18 protein-coding genes are annotated in these 20,446 nt (G+C 47.7%); 4 read left to right on the top strand and 14 right to left on the bottom strand.

Annotated elements, in window-relative coordinates:
- Positions 1-11 precede the first annotated feature (11 nt).
- The 4 genes from ACSFXJ_RS25500 to ACSFXJ_RS25515 form a co-directional block, all read right to left on the bottom strand.
- Complete coding sequence (locus ACSFXJ_RS25500) at positions 12-737, bottom strand: ABC transporter permease (protein ID WP_435923108.1); 726 nt, start codon at positions 735-737, stop codon at positions 12-14.
- Positions 734-1,579 carry an ATP-binding cassette domain-containing protein gene (locus ACSFXJ_RS25505; protein ID WP_435923109.1) on the bottom strand — a complete coding sequence of 282 codons (846 nt, stop codon included), beginning with the start codon at positions 1,577-1,579 and terminating at the stop codon, positions 734-736. Before ACSFXJ_RS25505 ends, ACSFXJ_RS25500 begins: the two co-directional genes overlap by 4 nt.
- A gap of 139 nt (positions 1,580-1,718) precedes the next feature.
- Positions 1,719-2,654, bottom strand: coding sequence for a LytTR family transcriptional regulator DNA-binding domain-containing protein (locus ACSFXJ_RS25510; RefSeq protein ID WP_435923110.1), 936 nt, complete (start codon positions 2,652-2,654; stop codon positions 1,719-1,721).
- A gap of 169 nt (positions 2,655-2,823) precedes the next feature.
- On the bottom strand, positions 2,824-4,092 hold the full coding sequence (locus tag ACSFXJ_RS25515; protein ID WP_435923111.1) for an acyl-CoA dehydrogenase family protein: 1,269 nt from the start codon (positions 4,090-4,092) through the stop codon (positions 2,824-2,826).
- 135 nt (positions 4,093-4,227) lie between these two features.
- On the opposite strand from ACSFXJ_RS25515, the gene ACSFXJ_RS25520 reads away from it, so the two are divergent.
- Positions 4,228-4,785, top strand: a complete 558-nt coding sequence (locus ACSFXJ_RS25520) for a TetR/AcrR family transcriptional regulator (RefSeq protein ID WP_435923112.1) — start codon at positions 4,228-4,230, stop codon at positions 4,783-4,785.
- A 107-nt stretch (positions 4,786-4,892) separates the two neighbouring features.
- Here the strand turns inward: ACSFXJ_RS25520 and ACSFXJ_RS25525 are convergent, their stop codons facing one another.
- A complete protein-coding gene (locus tag ACSFXJ_RS25525) occupies positions 4,893-5,579 on the bottom strand; it encodes a TetR/AcrR family transcriptional regulator (protein WP_435923113.1) in 687 nt (228 codons plus the stop codon).
- A 130-nt stretch (positions 5,580-5,709) separates the two neighbouring features.
- Here ACSFXJ_RS25525 and ACSFXJ_RS25530 point away from each other — a divergent pair, with 130 nt between their 5' ends.
- The gene (locus ACSFXJ_RS25530; protein ID WP_435923114.1) at positions 5,710-7,062 is read left to right on the top strand and encodes an MATE family efflux transporter; all 1,353 of its coding nucleotides are present in this window, start codon (positions 5,710-5,712) and stop codon (positions 7,060-7,062) included.
- A 73-nt stretch (positions 7,063-7,135) separates the two neighbouring features.
- Here the strand turns inward: ACSFXJ_RS25530 and sigJ are convergent, their stop codons facing one another.
- The 9 genes from sigJ to ACSFXJ_RS25575 all read right to left on the bottom strand — a co-directional run bounded on the left by sigJ (position 7,136) and on the right by ACSFXJ_RS25575 (position 18,265).
- Complete coding sequence (gene sigJ, locus ACSFXJ_RS25535) at positions 7,136-8,044, bottom strand: RNA polymerase sigma factor SigJ (protein WP_435923115.1); 909 nt, start codon at positions 8,042-8,044, stop codon at positions 7,136-7,138.
- A gap of 26 nt (positions 8,045-8,070) precedes the next feature.
- Positions 8,071-9,351, bottom strand: a complete 1,281-nt coding sequence (locus ACSFXJ_RS25540) for a phytoene desaturase family protein (RefSeq protein WP_435923116.1) — start codon at positions 9,349-9,351, stop codon at positions 8,071-8,073.
- 127 nt (positions 9,352-9,478) lie between these two features.
- Positions 9,479-9,937 carry an OsmC family protein gene (locus ACSFXJ_RS25545; protein ID WP_290406513.1) on the bottom strand — a complete coding sequence of 153 codons (459 nt, stop codon included), beginning with the start codon at positions 9,935-9,937 and terminating at the stop codon, positions 9,479-9,481.
- Positions 9,938-10,176: 239 nt separating this feature from the next.
- On the bottom strand, positions 10,177-11,370 hold the full coding sequence (locus ACSFXJ_RS25550; RefSeq protein ID WP_435925869.1) for a sugar ABC transporter permease: 1,194 nt from the start codon (positions 11,368-11,370) through the stop codon (positions 10,177-10,179).
- A gap of 2 nt (positions 11,371-11,372) precedes the next feature.
- Positions 11,373-12,884, bottom strand: coding sequence for a xylose ABC transporter ATP-binding protein (locus ACSFXJ_RS25555; RefSeq protein ID WP_435925870.1), 1,512 nt, complete (start codon positions 12,882-12,884; stop codon positions 11,373-11,375).
- Positions 12,885-12,958: 74 nt separating this feature from the next.
- A complete protein-coding gene (gene xylF, locus ACSFXJ_RS25560; RefSeq protein WP_435923117.1) occupies positions 12,959-14,062 on the bottom strand; it encodes a D-xylose ABC transporter substrate-binding protein in 1,104 nt (367 codons plus the stop codon).
- A 183-nt stretch (positions 14,063-14,245) separates the two neighbouring features.
- On the bottom strand, positions 14,246-15,826 hold the full coding sequence (locus ACSFXJ_RS25565) for a response regulator (RefSeq protein WP_435923118.1): 1,581 nt from the start codon (positions 15,824-15,826) through the stop codon (positions 14,246-14,248).
- 19 nt (positions 15,827-15,845) lie between these two features.
- Positions 15,846-17,282, bottom strand: a complete 1,437-nt coding sequence (locus tag ACSFXJ_RS25570) for a histidine kinase (RefSeq protein WP_435923119.1) — start codon at positions 17,280-17,282, stop codon at positions 15,846-15,848.
- On the bottom strand, positions 17,279-18,265 hold the full coding sequence (locus tag ACSFXJ_RS25575) for a sugar-binding protein (RefSeq protein ID WP_435923120.1): 987 nt from the start codon (positions 18,263-18,265) through the stop codon (positions 17,279-17,281). Before ACSFXJ_RS25575 ends, ACSFXJ_RS25570 begins: the two co-directional genes overlap by 4 nt.
- A gap of 301 nt (positions 18,266-18,566) precedes the next feature.
- Here ACSFXJ_RS25575 and ACSFXJ_RS25580 point away from each other — a divergent pair, with 301 nt between their 5' ends.
- Both ACSFXJ_RS25580 and ACSFXJ_RS25585 read left to right on the top strand, forming a co-directional pair.
- Positions 18,567-19,742 (top strand): sensor histidine kinase, encoded by a 1,176-nt coding sequence (locus tag ACSFXJ_RS25580; RefSeq protein WP_435923121.1) that lies wholly within the window; start codon positions 18,567-18,569, stop codon positions 19,740-19,742.
- On the top strand, positions 19,729-20,373 hold the full coding sequence (locus ACSFXJ_RS25585; protein WP_435923122.1) for a response regulator: 645 nt from the start codon (positions 19,729-19,731) through the stop codon (positions 20,371-20,373). Before ACSFXJ_RS25580 ends, ACSFXJ_RS25585 begins: the two co-directional genes overlap by 14 nt.
- The last annotated feature ends 73 nt before the right edge of the window (positions 20,374-20,446 follow it).

Genomic DNA, 20,446 nt, shown 5'->3' on the forward strand with positions numbered 1-20,446 from the left:
TTCCCTCCTTCCTATTCATCTTTCAACCGTCGTTGATACAAAACAACGGACACCATCGTTAATACAACCGCCCATGCCAAAATAATGAGGAGGGGCTTTAACACATCTCCCGCCGTAAAGCCTGTACTCTGTATACTCATTAAATGTATAAGCTGACTGCTCGGTACGTAATCCAGCACTTTGAAGATCGGATAATCATCCGCCAGAAACACTCCCCAAGGCGCCCCGGTAAATACGAATGCCACAGGAAGTATGGATAACGATGCATCCAGCAGCGTCCTGGAGAATAAACCGCAGATCGTTCCGGCCGCGATGTACAGAATGATCGAAAGAATAACGGCCATCACAAAAGCCCACATATTGGCCGGCTCATACCCGAATATAAACGTAGAAATAGCCAGCATGACGGCAGACATGACAAAGACCAGACTGCTTTTACCGATTAAAACGTCCAGGGTCGTGGCCGGCGTCATCATTAAGGATCTTAACGTGTTACGCTCCTTTTCCTCCGCGATCAGGCAGGCTTGCGCAAAACATGTCAGCAGCACAAACGAAAGATTTAGAACGGTAGCGAAAGTTCCAGCCACGGAAGCTAAGGGTAAAGAGGAGTCTACACCTCGAATAAGAAGGGCGAGAATAATCGGGATAATCAACATGATGGAAATCGCATAATTGCGCGAAAACTCTTTGTAATCCTTTACGAATATCGCTCGGGCTCGTTTTAATGAGATACTCATAGCAACTCACTTCCTGTCATTTTGATGAAGATATCACCCAGACTTGGCTCTTTCGTTTCCAATCGATCAATGACCCCTCGTTTCATCCAATCGGCGATTTGATGGGCCGTTCCCTCGCCGATCGGGAGCTCGTAGGCTTCCCCGTTGATTAATTCAACACTTATTACGTTTTCCCTATGCTGTTTTTTTAGCTCCTTGGGCGAGCCGATGGCTTGGATTTGGCCTTGGTACAAAATCGCCACACGGTTACACATCAATTCTGCCTCAGCCATATCATGCGTCGTTAAAAAAATCGTTGTCCCTTGCTCATTTAAGTCGCGTAAGCCTTTATAGATATGTGCCGAGTTTACGGGATCCAAAGCCGAAGTAGGCTCATCCAAAAATAATAATTCCGGCTCATGGATCACGGCGCATGCCAACATGACACGCTGGCGCATCCCTCTCGATAAGCGGTTGACTTTCTTTTTGCGCTCTCCGTTTAAGTTCACAAATTGCAGCACCTTATCGATCGAGGATCTGGGAAGATCATATAGCTTACGATACAGCTCCAGATTTTCTTCAATCGTTAATCTCTCATATAGACCGCTATTATCCGTCAAAATGCCAAAGCGCATCTTCTGTGCAGACTGATGCATCATTTCGGCTGGCTGGTTAAATACGCTTGCCTGTCCGCTTGTCGGATTTAATTGCGCCGTTAAAATCTTGATTAGCGTCGTTTTCCCCGAACCGCTGGGTCCCAGGAAACCGAAAATTTCCCCTTTCGGAATGGAAAAGGACACGTCCGATAACGCATCCTTATTTCCAAATCTCTTTCGAATATGTTCTACTCGGATCACATCCATGAACACCACTTCCTTAGCGTTGATGCCTTAAGCATATAAATAAATGCATGCTTTCAGCCATCAAAACCCGCCGAAATGTAGCTGTGCCCGCCTGAATGGTACCATGGAACGCTTAATTGGATCGATATTGCCCCGGAAATTAAATATGAAGAAGTGCCTTTAATTCCTGCAATTTTGAACGGGATAACGGAACCACGGCATCTTTCCCCGTATTTAATCGCAAGCTGTAGCTATTCTTCGTCCATGTGATAATCTCTCTTACTTTTTGCAGATTCACGATGTAGGATCGGTGGCACCTAAAAAACCCGAAATTGTTCAACCTCTGCTCCAGCTCGGTTAGCGTCAAAGCACAAACATAATTTTCTCCACCTACATGTACAAGGATCGAACCGTCCAAACTTTCGATGTAATCGACTTCAGGCGGATCGAATAAAATCACCTTGTCGTTTCTTTTCGTATAAATCTTCTGCAGGGTGATATTGGCCCGATCCTGTTCCGGCGCTTCCTGCTTATCCTCTTCCGAGTCCCGAATATCCAAGGGATGAAATCCGAGCTCGTTCAATCGATAAATGGCATCGCAGGAAATCATGGCATCTTCCAAATTCGAAGTTAAGATTAAAATCCGCTTCTCTTTCGCAAGATCATCCAAAATCCGTTTGAAATGACGACGGTCCTCTTCTTCCAAGTAAAAATAGGGCTCTTCCAACACAATGGTGGGCTGATGCGCAAAAAAGACGCGCAGCAAGGTCACATACATTCTTTTCGAAGAGCTTAGATTCTTGATTTTGACCTTCCGTTCTTCTTTTAAAGCAAAATAATCCATTAAAGGAGCGACACGATCATCTCTCTCCGTTACTCTGATTAGAAAAGTGATCAGCTCTTCCACTCTTAAGTGTATGTACTCGTTTTGCCCCGCCCGAAATAAATAATATTGGGAACGATCCGATAATTGATTCATTAAAAGCTGCTTTCGCTTTAAGTCCGTGATAATGCCCATCGACTGGTTCGATGTCATTTCTAATTCGATCTTCGGTAGAAGTAATTTCCCATCATCATAGATTGGTTGAAATTGCATGCCGCCCCTCCGGTTAGTGCCTGTATAGGATATATATAACAATTATAATGTTGGGATACTTTTTTGTCATAGATATCAACCATGCATAGGGCGGGAAAATACGATCAAACAGCAAAAAGGCAGGATAGGGCCCCCCCCCTGATCTTGCCTTCTTGCGGTACAAGGACGACTATTGTTGGACCGGCTCCGTTAGTCGGCTTTTTAATAAAGCTGCGGCCCCTAGTGTCATGACATGCTGTGGAGGCATGCCCATCAGTACTCTTCCGTATAGCTCGAGCCCCGTCGATGCTGTAGTCAGCGCATGATTGGAACCGCCTCTGATGTCCCGGAATATTTGAGACAACCGGTTGGAATCGGCAATGACACTCCCTCCGCTCTCCGCCATTAGCAAATCTACGGCTTCCCAGCACAACATGGCCGCATAGGTCATATCTGTCTGTAGCTGTGCCATTTCCTTTAAACTAAATGGTTCTGCGTTTTGCACGTGACGCTCCAAATTGTCGATGGTTCGGCTGATATGGAGATGAGCGGATTCGACCTTCATCGCCGCAAGTCCTACTTTATATTGAATATGGCCCACTGCCGCTTGAGAAGTATGGATCGTCATTGTAATTCCCTTGTGAGGTGCCTTTTCTACAAAATATTCAACGGCTCCTCTGGCGAGTCCGAGAATTGCACTTATTCCCGTTGTGATGCTGATAATATGCTGTACGTAAGGTTTGTATCTTTCACGCCCCTTTAACGGGGCAGGCAAGGAATCTTCTTGATTCATTTCTTGCGTGATGACATATTTGTCGGGTATAAACACATGTTTAAGTTCCAGACTGTTACTTGCGGATCCTTTTAAACTCATCGTATACCAATCGTCAACAATCGTGACCTCATTCATCGGAACTACGGCCAGCATCATCTCCATTGCTTTGCCTTCTTGCATGGAATTTACGTCCATCAAGTTTAATAAAGCATGGGTTGCATGCTTTGAACCTGAACCGAACCCCCAAAAGCCCTCCTCTACCAGATACCCTCCATCCACTTTCTTCACGACCGCTTTACGTGCTAGCAAGACGGAACAAAAACGTATCTCCTCTACCTGGTTAAAGATCGAATCTAATACGTCGGGAGGTAAGGATAGAGAGGCATTATAGTTATTTCCGTTGATGATTTGAACGACCCAGCCGACGGAACCGTTCCCCTTGGCCACCTCGGAAATAATCTCGACCATGGCGCGGATGCTAACATCATGGCCCCCGTACTCTTTCGGTGTGCCGAGCTTAAACAGCCCCGCATCCGAAACTTTTTGAATCACTTCGTCAGGAATATGTCGTTCTTCATCAATCATCGTACCGAATTTCTGCAGATAAGGAACTAACTCAGTAGCATGGTCTAGCAATTGCTGTTCAAGAGCAGTGAGTTGACGATTTGTACTTAAGTTGGCCATTAAAATCCACTCCTTATTTATACACATGTATATTTAAAGTGCATTTGTAAGGAAAATGGTATAATGTATAATTAATTTCCACAACCGATAAAATCGCGGATATGTCGAGAAACGATACAGGGAGAGGAATCTGTCATGGTCGATAAAAAAACCGAAGACCTCCGAGTCAAAAGAACTCATAAGCTTTTATACAGCGCCCTGTTAAACTTAATGGAAAAACACCCGTTCGAGAATATCACGGTAAAGCAGATCTGTGACCTGGCGATGGTCCATCGAACTACGTTTTACACTCATTTTCAGGACAAATTCGATTTACTTTCACGTGCTATGAAGCAAATTGCCGACGAAGAATTTAAAGGCATTGTCAATGCATCCTTTTCTCCAGCCGATAATTTTAGGGAATTATTTTCTTTAGCCATGAAACATAAAAAATTGTTTTCCATTCTTTTAGCCGACGAGAGGGATTCCTTGAGAAATCTGTTGCGAAGGGAAATGGGGAGGGGAATAAAGGAATACTTGGCCCGGCATCATTCGATGGATGGAGATTCCGTCGACATGCAAATTAAAATAGAGGCTTACATCGGGGCAGTGCTTGGTGTGATAACTTGGTGGATTGAGAGCAAAGTGCCTATCGACCACGAAGAACTTTATGCAAAAATGAATATCTTTTCGGAATGGAAATTCGCGGAATAAACCTTAGTCCGCCCTACTGGCTTTCCGAAATTCGAAGAGCCCAGGAAATGGTTTCCCGGGCTTTTTTTGACGGGATTGAAACCAGTGACCGTTATTGATTATTCATTCTACTTCCCCTTCTCCTTGACCACCTGCTCGATCCCGAGCAGAATTAGCTTCAAGCCGAATTCGAACGCCTTGTCTGTCCCCATTAATTCGAATAGCCCGCTCGTGAACATTCTCCGAAACAGTCCCGCATCCGCCTCGCTCATGGATTCCAGAAGACGGGTCATTTCCTCACCCGGAAGTGCCTCCTCCCCATGCTCCTTAAGAATTGCGGAGACATTGCGCTTGTGCTCATAATCGTCCAGAACGAAGTTGTAGACATAATTCATAAGCGTCAGAACCACTTGCATTTTCTGTTCTTGCTCAAGCGGCGTCGATTCCACGCAGAGCAGCATACGGTTGGTGAACCGGATGATGTCCGTTTCGTGGGGCAGCGTCATCATCATGATCTGAGTCGAGCAGGGATATCTGCTAAGCACGCTCCGCACCGTGACAGCTAGCTCTGTCAGCTGTTCCTTCCAGTCCCCCTCGGAGTGAAACTCCTCTAGAATCACCTTCGACACATGGTTGGCCAGACGCTGGTAGAGATGCTGTTTGCTCTTGAAGTACCAGTACAGAGAGGGAGCCTGAATCCCGAGCCTGTCGGCCAATCGCCTCATGCTGAGTTTCTCGATGCCATCCTCTCCAAGAAGCTCCCACGAGACCTCCAAAATCTTATCCTCCGAAATCTGAGGCTGCTGTTTTTTCATCCGGTATCCGCCCTTTTATCTAACAGTGTAAGTTTATGCTTTACATGCTTATACGTCCATGTTATCATCTAACACTGTAAGGTTTCAACCTAACACCGTTAGATTATATTTTGAGAAAGTGGTGATCCACATGGATGCAGAAAACCTCCATTACTTTGAAAAGGCACCGGTTGCAAAAGCTGTAGCTCACTTCGCTGTACCGATGATGCTAGGCACGTCAATGAGTGTCATCTATTCCATCTTGAACGCCTATTTCCTGGGTACGCTTCACAATACCGCCATGTTAACCGCACTCGCGCTTACCCTGCCGTTATTCGCAAGCATTATGGCGCTGGGCAACTTGATTGGCATAGGTGGCGGGACATTCATCTCCCGGTTATTGGGAGAGAAAAAATATGATGACGTCAAGCATGTGTCTTCATTCGCTTTTTACAGCAGCCTCGTTCTCGGTCTGATCGTGATTGCCGTCGGCCTCCCGTTGATCGATCTCATTGTTCATGGTCTGGGGGCAACGCCCGACTCCTTCGGATTTACGAAGGACTATGTCACGATGATGCTGATAGGTTCGCCCTTCGTCATACTATTTTTCACGCTGGAGAATATCGTACGTTCGGAGGGTGCGGCTGTCACGTCGATGATCGGCATGATTCTGAGTGTTGTCGTCAATATCATTCTCGATGCGTTGGCCATCTTCGTCTTCCATTGGGGCGTGACCGGCGTGGCGTCCGCCACGGTTATTTCCAACCTGGTTGCGAGTGCATTCTACGCCTTCCATATAGGAACGAAGAGCCAATTCTTAACCGTCTCCGTTAAATGGTTCAAGGCCACTAAGGATATTCTGAGCAATGTATTCAAAATCGGAGTTCCCGTCTTTATTATGAGTATCTTTTTGGGGGCGATGTCGCTCATCTTTAACCATTTTCTTGTTGAATATGGGGATCCGGCCGTTGCGGCTTATGGAATTTCATCACGTTTATTGCAATTTCCCGAATTTATCCTGATGGGGTTATGCGAGGGGGTCGTGCCGCTCATTGCCTTCTCGTTTACGGCGAATAAATTACGCATGAAGCATACCATTGGATTTACGATCAAAACCATTCTGGCTTTAGCCGTCGCGTTCGGCGTCATCGTCTATCTGATTTCCGACCACTTAATCGGATTGTTCACGAATGACCCGCAATTAATTGAAATGGGCAGCTATATTCTGCATGTCACGTTCTTATCCTTGTTCATTACGGGAATGACTACGTTGTTCACAGGGATCTTCCAAGCCACGGCGCAAGGAACCGCCGCGTTAATCATGTCGGTGATTCAAGGAGTGACTTTGATTCCCGTATTGTTTATCGCCAATCACATGAACGGCTTCCACGGGGTAGTCTGGTCGCTCGTCATTGCGGATGCCGTCGCGTTCCTTGTCGGTGCCACCATGCTATATGTTCTACGGAACAAATTGCAGCCGGATTTGGAAAGCTTAGCGCATTAAAAACATTTGCCATTAAAAATGGAAAAGGGGCACCTTTGGGGTGCCCCGTGTTAGTAGCCAACAACCTTGCCTTTTATCTCAAATTCAAATGCTTCATTTTATCCGGATTGCGAAGGAAATACATTTGCTGAATCCGTTCCTCTTTCACTTCCAGACTGATCAGGGTCGGAAAAGGCTCGGAAGAGCTGCGTACCACAAAACCCAACTGGCCGTTAATCTTGACCAGACGCACGCTGCCTGTTGTATTTCCCTTCGACAAGAGCCCTTGAATAAAGGCGAATACACGCTTGCTCGATGCGACCGGATGAATGGCCGCCATGACTTTGCCCCCGCCATCCGAATAGAGCACGATGTCATCGGCGAGCAGTGCAAATAACCCTTCCATATCGCCGGTTGAAGCCGCATGGAGAAATTGCAGTATGAGCTGTTCGGAACGGTGGCTGGGGGAAGCCTCGTGATAGGGACCGTCCTCCTGGATTTTCCGTTTGAGGCGGCTGTAAATTTTACGGCATCCCAGCTCGGTTTTATTAACAAATTCGGCAATATCCCGATACTCATATTGAAAGGTCTCGCGCAAAATGAACACGGCCCGCTCTATGGGGGTCAACCGTTCAAGCATGACAAGCAAGGCATAGGATATGGTATCCTCCAGCACGATTCTTTGGAGCGGATCCTCACCGGCAGCATAACCGGGAATGTCCGTATAATCCTGCACGAGAGGCTCCGGCAGCCAGGGTCCGACGTACACCTCTCTCTTTTTGCTTGCGGATTTCATGCAATCGAGACAGCGGTTGGTAACCATCTTGCATAAATAGGCCTTCAGGTTACGGATCCCTTCCTCCTCTAGGTGGATGCCCCGCTGCTGTACGATTACGAACACATCCTGCACCAAGTCCTCAGCTTGGGTGACCGACCCTAAAATTCGATATGCCATGGATAGCATCAAAGGTCTATATTCCTTGTATACAGAATCCAGCTCCACGATGTACCCCTTTCTTAACGGTGTCCTTAATTGGCTATTAATCTTGCCGCTTCTTTTGCGCTCGCCAATGAAGCGTTTAGCAGTAACCCCTCGGATCCGACCCAATCCCCGGCGACATAGAGGCCCGGCCGCCCTTTGACCTCAGGCCCCAATCTGTTCGGGAGTCCCCCGTTCGCGGCAGTAACCAAACTATGCGACACAAGCATAGACGGCAGGAAGCGCTGCTTAGTGACATGCTCACGCCACCCCGGCTGGATGCTGTCGAGAAAACCCTGAAGTTCGCGTTCATCCTGCTTGGGGTCCGTTTCTTCTAAAACCGGCAAATACTTCATGACATGGATCACCTCTGTTCCGGGGCGATCGGAGAGTGCTGCGACAGCGGAATGATTGGAGTAGTACCACGGAACATTAGCGCCTAGTACAAACTTTGTTTTGGGCCTTGGCATCCCGGATACCACAAGATCGAGGCATGCTGCACGCACAGGAATAAGCTGCTGATACATGGCCGCTTCGTCCGGGTTCAAAGCCGGATTGAGCATAGCCATCGTATCCGCCGGTACGGCCGTGGATACAATGTGGCTGGACGCCAACTGTGTCCCATCCTTCAAAACGAGGCTCATATTCGGATAGCTCCCCTTAATTTCCCGGACGGGCGAGCTTGAGCGAATCGATACGCCCGCCTTCTGCGCTTGCTCCTTCAGCTTGTCCACGAGAGTCTGCCAGCCTCCGTCCACATACAAAACCTGGCTATACTGGAGTTGACCGATAGCAGCTCCCGCACTTAGCAAATCTGGAGAGTCGCAGTAAGTGGATAGCCGAACTAGCGCTTCTATGACACTGCGCACCCGTGAACTGGAAATATGCGACTCCAGGTACACTCGAAGCGGCACATGCTGCAGCGCGGAGGTGTCTGTCTTACGAAGGCTGCTGTAAAAGCGAACCAGCTGAATTTTCTCATGAAACGTCAAGAAGGATCCAAGTAATAGTTTCGTGAGCGGCACAGCTCTTTCCCTACCGTCCGATTCTTTGAACATAAGCAGTCCAGGCGGCTTCGGTGCCGTTCCTTCCACAGTGACGCCTACCTCGTGCAGAATCCGGAGGGCATTTCTATAAAGGGCATGACCGCCCAAATTCACGCGCGCACCTGCCATCTCCGTAGAAATGGCGCGACCTCCCGGATAGGATCCTTTTTCGAGAAGCAGCACATTCTTTCCTGCCCTTGCCAAATAAATAGAGGCTGTTAATCCTGCAACGCCGGCTCCGATAATGACAACATCCCATCGAAGCCCGGTATTATTTTCTGTCATGTGTACCATTCCTTTCGGGTCTGATACAACCAAGACGAAAAACTCAAATCTTCTGTGACATGATCAGCAAAAAGAGCAGCACGCGTAATAATCATTGCATGCTGCTCTCTCTTCATAAGATTGTAGCTTATACTTCTACTGACTTCTCGATGATAATGTTCTCCAACTTGAGATTTACCGGATTTGCGATGGTATCGCCTACAGGGCATTTACTCTCCAAAAACTGTACGAATTCCTCTACCTTCTCTTTGGGCGAGTCGGTTTGAATCCGGAACGTATAGCGGATATCGGAGTAACCGGGACGAACGGAGGATCTGTCAAAAAAACCGTCGAGATCAATGTCGCCTTCAACCTCCACACGAAAGTCATCCAGCTTCACGCCAAACTTTGGAGCATAAACCCTTGCCACGATAGACTGGCATGCACCTAACGAGGCAAGCAGCACTTCGACCGGATTCATTCCCGTGTCCGTTCCGCCTAAGCTCTTCGGCTCATCGATCGTGATCTCGAAATTTCTGGAGGTAGTTTTGACTTGAACTCCATTTTGTAAATGTGCCGTTGCCTTGAAAGTATGTACATCAGCCATGTTAAACACTCCCTAAGTTTTAGTTAAACATAAGAGCCATAACCTCAACTAATTAATTCCTAGTATTATACTATGCATTATAGGAATAACGATCGGAGTTGTCAATATGTTCAATGTTCTCTATTCTCAGTCGCTTCCTTACGAAGTGGTTCTCCTCTCTAAAATAAGTATAAGAGGCCGGCCCCCTTGCTTCGGTGATCTAGGGGGCAGCCTCTTCCTATTAACTATATGAGTGAGTCCTATTTTACTCCCTTACGGCGGTTAGAGATATCAAGCCAAACGGCGATAACCAGGATGGAGCCCTTAACTACGTACTGCCAGAAGGATTCCAACCCCATAAGGGACATCCCGTTGTCGAGGGTAGTCATCACCAATGCGCCTATAATGGCACCTATGACGGTACCGGCCCCGCCCATCAATGAGGTTCCACCGATGACGCAAGCGGCAATAGCATCCATTTCCGCCATGTTGCCGGCAGTGATGGTCGCGGAAGCTAGGCGGGAAGTCAGGACGATGGACGCAATCGAAGCGAGCAGTCCGTTTAGTACAAAGATCAGCATCGTCTTCCGCTTAATAGGAATGCCCGACAGGCGTGCAGCCTCCATATTCCCTCCAATGGCATAAATATGACGTCCAAAGGTGGTCTTTGTTGAAATAAAGTAGAAAATGATCGCCAATACAATGACGAAGATAATAGGAAAAGGAATCCCTTTGTAATTGTTCATGACGAATACGAACGATCCTACCAGGAGCGACAGGAAGAAGACCTTAATGATATCCACGCCGAGCGGCGCAACCTCGAAGCCGTATTTTTGCCGGGATTTTCTCTTCCTAAAGGCGCTCCACAGAAGAAATCCCACGGCCAGCAAGCCAATCACGATACCGAACCCTTTAGCAAAATAAGCATTTCCCAGCAATCCAAGCACCGGATCGGATATCGGAATCGTCTTCGACTCGGTGACACCCATTAACACGCCGCGGAACACCATCATGCCACCCAAAGTGACGATGAAAGCAGGGATCATTTTGTAAGCCACAAGCCATCCTTGAAACAGACCTAGTACTGCTCCGGCAGCCATAGTTGCAAGAATGACGATAATCGCCGGCAGTCCCAGCCAATTACTCAGTATAGCGGCTATGCCTCCGGTCAAACCTACGATCGAGCCTACTGAAAGATCGATATGAGCCGCTACAATGACCAGTACCATCCCAATAGCCAGTATGGAAGTTACGGACATTTGCGTGAATAGATTGGATAAATTTCGCGCGGTTAAAAAGGTAGGATTCAGAATGCCAAACAAGACCCATAGCAGCACCAGCGCTCCAACCATGGTATATGCACGAACGTCCATTTCACCAAACAAGCTGCTCCAGAGCGACTTTCGGGTCACAGGGACATCCGTTCTATCCTGAAGTTCCTTTTGAAGCTGCATCATTATTTACCTCCCGCAGCGGCTATCATGATATTCTCTTGAGTAGCCTCATACCATTGAAATTCCTTCACGAGTTCCCCTTCGCACATCACCATAATCCGATCGCTCATGCCCAGCACCTCCGGCAGCTCCGAGGAAATCATAATAATGGCTACACCCTGATCTACCAGCCGATTCATTAGATTGTAGATTTCGTATTTCGCTCCGACGTCAATCCCCCGGGTAGGTTCGTCCATAATCAGGATTTTCGGATCGGACATCAGCCATTTTCCAAGTACAACCTTCTGCTGATTCCCTCCTGATAGGGTCCCTACCAACGTTTCCAACGAAGATGTTTTCGTCTTTAACTCCTGCACATACTGGCGTCCCCATTTGATCTCTTCATTCTCGTTAATAACACCAAACCTCGATACCTTGCCCATCGCAGCCATCGTGGTATTACGTTTCACATCCATGCCCATCACTAGTCCTTGGCGTTTGCGGTCTTCCGTCACCAGAGCAATCCCGGCTTTAATGGCTTCTGCAACGGATCTGATCCTTACCGTTTTCCCTTCGATTCGTACCTCTCCCTCAGCCCTGCCTTCATAAGCCCCAAAAAGACTGCTCGCCAACTCGGTCCGTCCCGCACCCATCAGTCCGGCGATTCCAAGGATCTCCCCTTTACGCAGTGTGAGGTGGATATCCCGGAGCACTCTTTGATTACGCTTTTCAGGATGCCATACGTTATAATGGCTTACCTCAAGCACCGTATCTCCCGGGGTATGGTCTACTCGCGGATATCTCTCCGTTAGTTCCCGGCCCACCATCAGGGATACAACCTGATCATCATCCGTCTCTTTACGATCCAGAGTCGCTATCGTGCGCCCATCGCGGAGTACCGTGATGGAATCCGCAAGAGCAAACACTTCGGGCATTTTGTGCGAGATATATACACAGGAAACGCCCTCACTGCGCAGCTGATTCAATATCCCCATCAGGATGGAGACTTCACTTTCAGTCAAAGCCGCCGTCGGTTCGTCCAGAATCAAAATTTTTGTATGCTTGGAAAGCGCCTTTGCGATTTCAACGAGCTGCTGCTGTCCGATCCCCAGATGACCGATTTTGACGTTTGGGGAAATATTCAACCCTACCTTTTTCAACCACACAGAGGCGTTATGGTACAGTTCATCCCACTGAATCACCCCGTGCCTGCACGGCTCGGCTCCCAGAAAGATATTCTCGCCTACCGTCATCTCCTTAACGAGGGCAAGCTCCTGATGAATGATGGCGATCCCGGCTTTTTCAGCATCCGATATTTGATGAAACTGCCTGCTTTGTCCCTCAATAATAATCTCTCCACTATAGGTTCCTGCCGGATAGAGGCCGCTTAATACCTTCATGAGCGTCGACTTCCCGGCCCCATTCTCCCCGCACAGAGCATGAATCTCTCCCTTCCTGACCTTAAAATTCACACGGTCCAGGGCCTTAACTCCAGGGAATTCCTTGGTGATGTCCGACATTTCTAATACATGCATCATTTCCGCACCCTTTCTGACCAGGAATCATCAGCAGAGAGCGGAACCCTAAGGTTCCGCACCCGTGCACCTAGTTATTGTTTGGGCCATTGGTCCTTAGGGACGTTCTTGTATACATCCTCCAGCTTGTGGAATCCATCTTCGATAAGGACGTTTAAATTGTCCTTGTTCACCGCAATGGGGTCGAGCAGCACGGAAGGAACATCAATCTTCCCGTTATTTACAGTCTTTTCAGTTGTGATCTTTTCGCCCTTGGCCGCAGCCATTGCCATTTCTGCAGCCTCTGTTGCGATCGCATTAATCGGCTTATACACGGTCATCAGCTGGGTGCCTTCCGCAATCCGTTGTACGGCGGCTAAATCCGCATCCTGTCCGGATACCGGAATTTTGCCGGCCATGCCTTGGGCGGCTAAGGCTTGAATCGAACCCCCTGCCGTTCCATCGTTGGCTGCAACCACGCCTTGAACATCATTGTTGTTCGCAGTCAGCGCATTTTCCATATTTTTAAGGGCCTCTTCCGGCTTCCAGTCCTTGGAGAACTGGTCATAGACAATCTTGATATCCCCTTTCTCTTCAAGAGGCTTCAAAATATTCATGGCCCCCTCCTTAAACATATGGGCATTGTTGTCCGTATCCGCTCCGCCGATATAGACGATGTTGCCTTTCGGTGCCTTTTCGATCACCGCTTTCGCCTGGAATTCACCTACCCGCACATTGTCAAAAGAAATATAGTAGTCCACATCCGCGTTATTAATCAGACGGTCGTAAGCGATAACCTTGATTCCTTCTTTGTGCGCTTTTTCCACAATCGGCGCTGTGGCTTCAGCATTGTGGGCAATAACGACAAGAACGTCTACTCCCTGAGATATTAATTGCTCCGCCTGACTCATCTGCGTAGCATCGTCCCCGTTGGCCGCGAGCACCTTCACTTCGCCTCCGAGCTCTTCTACTTTAGCGGTGAAAATATCTCGGTCCTTTTGCCAACGTTCCTCTTTCAAAGTGTCCATCGACATTCCGATAACAATTTTGTCTCCGTCTTTCGCGGCTGTCTTTTCCTTATTTCCGGTATCCCCATTGGAGACCAATCCACAGCCTGCAAGTGATAATGCCAATAACAGAGCTGCCCCTAGACGAAATACTTGAACGTACTTTCTCACTCTTTCATCTCCCCTTTTCATCAGCTAAAGTAATTGGTTACGCTTACAAAAAGCTTAGCACGGGAGTGATTTCGGCGGCTTGTTCATTAGCAGCACTTCTTTCCTCTCTATCTTCATTTCCTTGCTGTCCTCTGGAAAGAAGACCGCTTGCGTTTTTTTTACAGGACAAATTTGGTTATAAAGCACAAAAAAATCCTTGTTGGTTTAACAAGGACTTTTCTTCTCGATTTGCTGCCGGTATTCGCTTGGCGTAATTCCTGTCGCTTTCTTAAAGACCCTGCTGAAGTAATTAGGGTCCTTATAACCAACCTCATAGCAGATCTCTTTTAAACTGAGACTTTGTTGCTCAATCAGCTGCTTAGCCTCCTTAATGCGAAGCCCGGTGACATGGTCGATAAAAGTCTCTCCTGCATGCTGCTTGAATAATTTACTGAAGTAATGGGGGCTAAGATTCACGTATTCCGCAATGTGCTCCATGGAGATATCTTTCTTATACTTTTGCTCAATATAGAGAAGCGCCCTCCGGAATACATGTGAACGACTCTGCTCCCGCTCTTCCCTCAAACCATCGATGAAGGAATCAAGCCAATATAAAGCCGTTTTACGAAGAACCTCGCTATCCTCTACTACACTCAAAGATCTAATCAGATTAGCACCTTCACCGGATCGAACCGAGCGGCACAGAAACATCAGAAGCCCTATGACCTCTGCGCGCAAGGTAGCAAATGAACCGAAGCTCTTCTCTTCCAAAATGGAATACAAAGAGTTGAGTCTCTCTGCGCTCTCCTGTTTGTTATGCCGCAGCAAAGCATCCAAAAGCTTCTTCTCGTCATCCACTGAGATCTTCGTCTGCCCCGAGCTTAGGAGCATATCATCGTAATGCCGTACATTCAGGAGCACGCTATCCTCCGCGCACACCCGAACGGCTTCCCGGTAGGACCGGCTGACCCCGTCCCAGCCCTCCTGGACCGATCCAATCCCTATGGAAAGAGACAACTGGAATCTCTCCTCGATAATCCCCCTGATACGCTCACCCCATTCCAGGGAAGTAATGCGCTCGGAATAACCGTGCCTGCCGGGTGGAAGAGGAATGAATAAAGCCATCTGATGTCCAACGATAGGCCCGACAATCGGGGACAGATTGGGCTTCGTGAACTGCTTAACCGCTTCATAAATGTCCCGCTTGAGCAGTTGAAATTCGTCCCACTCCTTTTTGGATTTCAAGAAAAAGGATAATACCATCGCATAACCCTTATACCACTGTATATCCAACAGACTAGCAAGCTGTTCAAGCTCCACCTCCTGCACCGACTCCAGCATAAGCATCAGAGAGAGCTCGTTCTCGGCAAGCGGAATCAGCTGCGACAGTTTCTCCTGAAGCTCTAATTGCTCATTACGCACACGTTTCTCTTCTTCCTTTTTCGCAATTAACAGCTGTAATACATGGAGTATTTCCTCCGGTCTTGCCGGTTTAAGCAGATAATCCCTGACTCCTAGAGTCAAGCCCTCTTTCGCGTAGGAGAAGTAATCGTGAGCCGTGATCATCACAATTTGGGTTGAGGGAGCTATGTCGGCAATATGACGTACAGCTTCAAGCCCTTGAATGCCTGGCATCTTAATATCCATAAAGATAAAATCAGGCCGCTCCTCTTCCGTAATTTGAATGGCCTTTCTTCCGTTTTCCGCATGAAGAAAATGAAAGGTGTCCGGCATAAGATGCCTAATCATCAGTTCGAGACCTTCCCGCTCCAGCGCTTCGTCATCCGCGATAAGTAAGCTGAACATGAGCCATCATCCTTTCTTGTCATGTAGTTACCGTACGAAAGGGGATTCTGAGGAAGATAGCGGTCCCTTTCCCCTTGGCGCTATCTATTTCGATGCTCTGCTCCCCGTTGAAGAATAAATGCAGTCTTTTGAATACATTATGCGTCCCTAGTCCAGTAGATTGGCCTCTCCTGCCAAAGCTGGAGGATTCCTCCCGGAAGGACCGGAGAAGCAGCTCCACAGTTTCCTGGCTCATACCCGCGCCGTTATCCCGTATCTCAATTCCTACACCTTCATCCGCATATTGAATGGTAAGCCTGAGCTCGCCGCCCTCCTCCATCTGCTCGATCCCATGTAAGAATGCGTTCTCCAGAATAGGCTGCAGAGTCAGACATGGAACCATTACATCCAGCGCTCTCTCATCAACTTCCATGACAAAAGAAATCCGGTCACGAAACCGCGCCCTCTGAATGTTGATATACTCGGTCACATGTTCGACTTCTTCACGCAGCGGAACCGCTTGGTCCAGCTTTTGCAGGTTATATCTCAATAGCCGGGATACCGATACCGTAAGATAGCTTGTCTCGGTGGCTCCCTCGATATATGCCAGCTTGGTAATCGCATTAAGAGTATTAAATAAGAAGTGCGGATTAATTTGGCTCTGAAGCATCTTTAGCTCCAGCTCCTTAACCAGGCGGTCCTTCTCCAAACTTTTGATGTTATCCGCCATTAAGCTTTGAATATTATCGATCATGCCATTAAAGGTTCGGCATAAGATGCTAATCTCATCATTGTTAATGCTTTCCGGTGCCTTGGTGTCCATCCGCCCCTTCGATATTAACTTGGCCGTGGCCACCAGCCGCCGAATCGGCCCCGTTATACTATTCGACAGCCATATGGCCAGAATAATGCTTAGAACTGCAACCGTAACAACCAGTTGCGTCCCTAGCGTATTCAATTTGTCCGTGGTAGACATAATCTCCTGATAAATCGGCTTGTACTGATCGAGCTCGATATCGACTAATCCCTGAGCCTCCTCGCGTATAAAGCGCTCGGTCTTCTCCGCTTCAATGTAAGCTCCTGCCATCGTACTCGAATCTTGATCGTCGATCTTGCCGATCATAGCCTCTACTTGCTCCAAAAACGTATCAATAATATTGCGATAATTGACAAGCGGCAGATCGCTGCCGCCGATCGTCTCCAACCCATCGAGTTCTTGTCTCAGCCGCCGAACACCGCTTAGGTGTTGTTCCACTTCAGGAAAGCTATCCGCATCGACTTGAATAATAAAACGGTTCATCGAACGCATAATTTCCCCGACCTCATAGGACACTTCTTTATACAGCAAGATACGATTCATCATTAAATGATAGCTCTCCTGCACATTCTTCCCGCTTTGGAACAGGAAAAAGGAAACCGTGCTCATCAAGACCACAAGGAGCGGAATACAAACCAACAGCTTTTGGCGGATACTCACAGGCCTTCTCCCTTCTGGGCATTGTGTTTATCTAACACCATTACCTCTGTATAATATTCAGACCGCAAGGCTTTTCCCTGAAAATGCTCATGAAGCAGTTTGACTGCGGTATCCCCCATTAAAAATGGCTGTTGTGCTATAGTCGCCTTGATCTCGCCTCTAAGAATGCCGTCAAGCGTCTCTTCCTCATTATCAAATCCAATGATCGTAAGATCATCCCGTTTTAAGCTCTTCGCGGCCTGAAGGACGCCCAGGGCATCTGTTGCACTAGTACCAACCATGATCGTGATGTCCGGGTGCGCCGCCAGCATGCCCGCCGCTTGTTGAATCGCCTCCATATGTGAAATGTTGGAGCTACGGACATCCACAATGTCCAGATCCTCGTATTGCTTCACAATGTTTTCTAGCCCTTGCAGCCGTTGCAGCTGGTTCTCCGCAAGCTCACTTCCGATAATGACGCCTATTTTTCCGGATCCGCCCGTAGTTTCTACAACAAGACGACCCATGCTTTCGCCGGCCGCCTCATTATCCGTACCTACATAAGCGAGTCTCTTGCTGGCCGGAGCATCCGTATCAATAGTTATAACGGGAATTCCACGCTGTACAGCTTTATCGATGACCGGAGTAAACCTATCCTCATTCAGGCCTTGGACAATGATTGCATCCACTCGGGCAGCAATCGCCTTTTCCAGTAAATTAATCTGCTCGTCCATATTGTTGCGAACCGGACCGGTAAATTCGATATCTATTCCATACCTTTCCGAGGCTTTCTCTGCACCCTTCTCAACCATTTCCCAATAAGGATGATAACGTTCCTGCTCAATTAGTACGATGTGATAACGGTGTCCCGAATCTCCGGGATGACCATGTAATTCCTGAACAATGCTGCTCATCGTACCGGATTGATGTGCAAATCCAATAAATTCATACAATAGTAATATGATTAGGAGTACAGCCACACAAGATAGCCATTTTTTATCCATAATTATTCACCTCAACTATACCCTAACCACTTTATGGTAGCGATTTCAATATAAAAATGGATATTCCCTGCCGAACAGCTTGCTGTTGTGCTATGTCTGCGAATATGATTCAGCTTCTTGCCGATCACAAAGTTCCCGATAATCGGAAAAATCGCGAAGATCAGCACATAATGGTCGATTGCAAACATCACGCCGCTTTTCGTATAATTTCCTCCATTTTCCCTTTGTCAATCCTATTTCTAGGGCACGGAAATCCCAAAAATTTTACCCAATTTTTAGGGATTTCCTGTATGATGATGCTATGAAAAAAATCTTATCTTTCATGGATTGGGGAATATTCGCCCTTCGTTCATACCATTATATTTTGCTGTTGTCCCGGATTCTGGCAGAAAGTGACTTTTCGAACCGAACGTTATTAAACGTGATCTGGCTGAGCTTAGCCCTTATCGTCCCTTTGCTGTTCTGGTTTCCTGGGCGCCGGATGAACAAAGTCTGGTTTTGCATCCTGGAGCTAGTGCTTGGCGGTTCTTATTATGTCCATTCAGTTATTGATCCGGATCTGACTTCAAAAGCGGACTATTTGCTGCCGAGTCTGACCATGGGATACTTATTGACCAAGCAAATCCTTTGGATCATTCCCTTGCTTGCTTCCATTCCTTTTTCCTTTCAGTCTTCCTTAAGATTATCTTGGGAGCAAGCCCTAAGTATCGGAACAGACAATCTGCTGTTCTGCTTCATCGGGATGTGGGCAAGCTTCGTCGCCAATGCGTATCATCAGAAAAATAAACTGGTAGCCGAAGTGGAACAGCAAAATAAGCTGCTAACTCATTACTCGGTCGAGATCGAGAAAATGACGTTGCTTGAAGAACGTAACCGCATGTCCAAGGAGCTTCATGATTCGCTGGGTCATTCCTTTATCTCCCTCATCCTGAGCCTTGATGCTTCTATTGCCCTTATGGACAGCAAGCCTGCCGAGGCCAAAGACCGGTTAATCCGCTTAAGAGCATTGGCTGAGACAAATCTGGACGAAATGAGAAACATCGTGCACGAGATGGGGGAAGAAGAGGAATCCAGTCTGGTCCGACAGGTTGAATCCCTTGCGATCCGTTTCCGGGAGCACACGGATACAGACTTGACTTTGAGTCTGCCGGAGACGGAGCGAACCATACGTTTTGATGTACGGCAAACGGTCCTACGGGTCATCCAGGAGTCTTTTACAAATGCACTAAAACACGGAAAAGCATCTCAATTGCATCTGGAGCTTACATATTCTGAGACCCATCTGCATTTGTCCGTTCAAAATAACGGTATACCGATCGACAGCTTAAATTATGGCTTCGGCTTGACCACGATGAAGCATCGGGTTGAGCGGCTGGGAGGCAGCCTGCTGCTATCATCCGGGAAGGGAACTCCAGCTATGACCGAAGTTAGATGCGAAATCCCGCTGAAAGGAGTGATACCGCATGACGAAGATTAAAGTGCTGCTTGCCGATGACCAAGAGTTAATTCTCGAGAGCTTACATATCGTGCTGTCCATGGAAGAGGATTTGGAAATTGTCGGTTTAGCCAAGAATGGAGAAGAAGCCGTAAAAGGCTGCGAGCGGTTTAAGCCGGATGTGGTGTTGATGGATGTCAACATGCCCATCATGGACGGCGTTGCCGCAACGGCTCTGATTAAGGAGCGAGTACCGGCAACCAAAATCATCATGCTGACCTCCTATAAAGAAGTAGAATATGTGTTGGCGGCGTTAAGCCATGGTGCGGAAGGTTATCTCCTCAAAGCCATTCATCCCAGAGACCTGGCGGCAGGCATACGGGTGGTTCAGGCGGGAGGAACTTTAATTACGCAGGAAATGGCGAGTAAAATGATCAAGAACATGAACAATGCCAGCCCCCCGAAAAATAATGAATTCGGGCTCTCCGGCCGTGAAATTGAAGTGTTGCATAAGCTGGCTGCCGGCCTGCGTAATCAGGATATTGCCGAGGCGCTGTATCTTAGCGAAGGAACGGTTAAAAATTATATCTCAACGATTTATTCGAAGCTTAACGTGAAAGGAAGGCGGGAAGCCGCCCGTAAAGCCCGGGATTCGGGAATGATGGATCATTAAAAATATTATGACTAAAGCGCACTGTCTCTCTGTGACTTTTTCCGCCTATACTCATAGCATCAAACAACGGAAG

Source organism: Paenibacillus salivarius (genome assembly GCF_051307165.1).
GTDB lineage: Bacteria > Bacillota > Bacilli > Paenibacillales > Paenibacillaceae > Fontibacillus.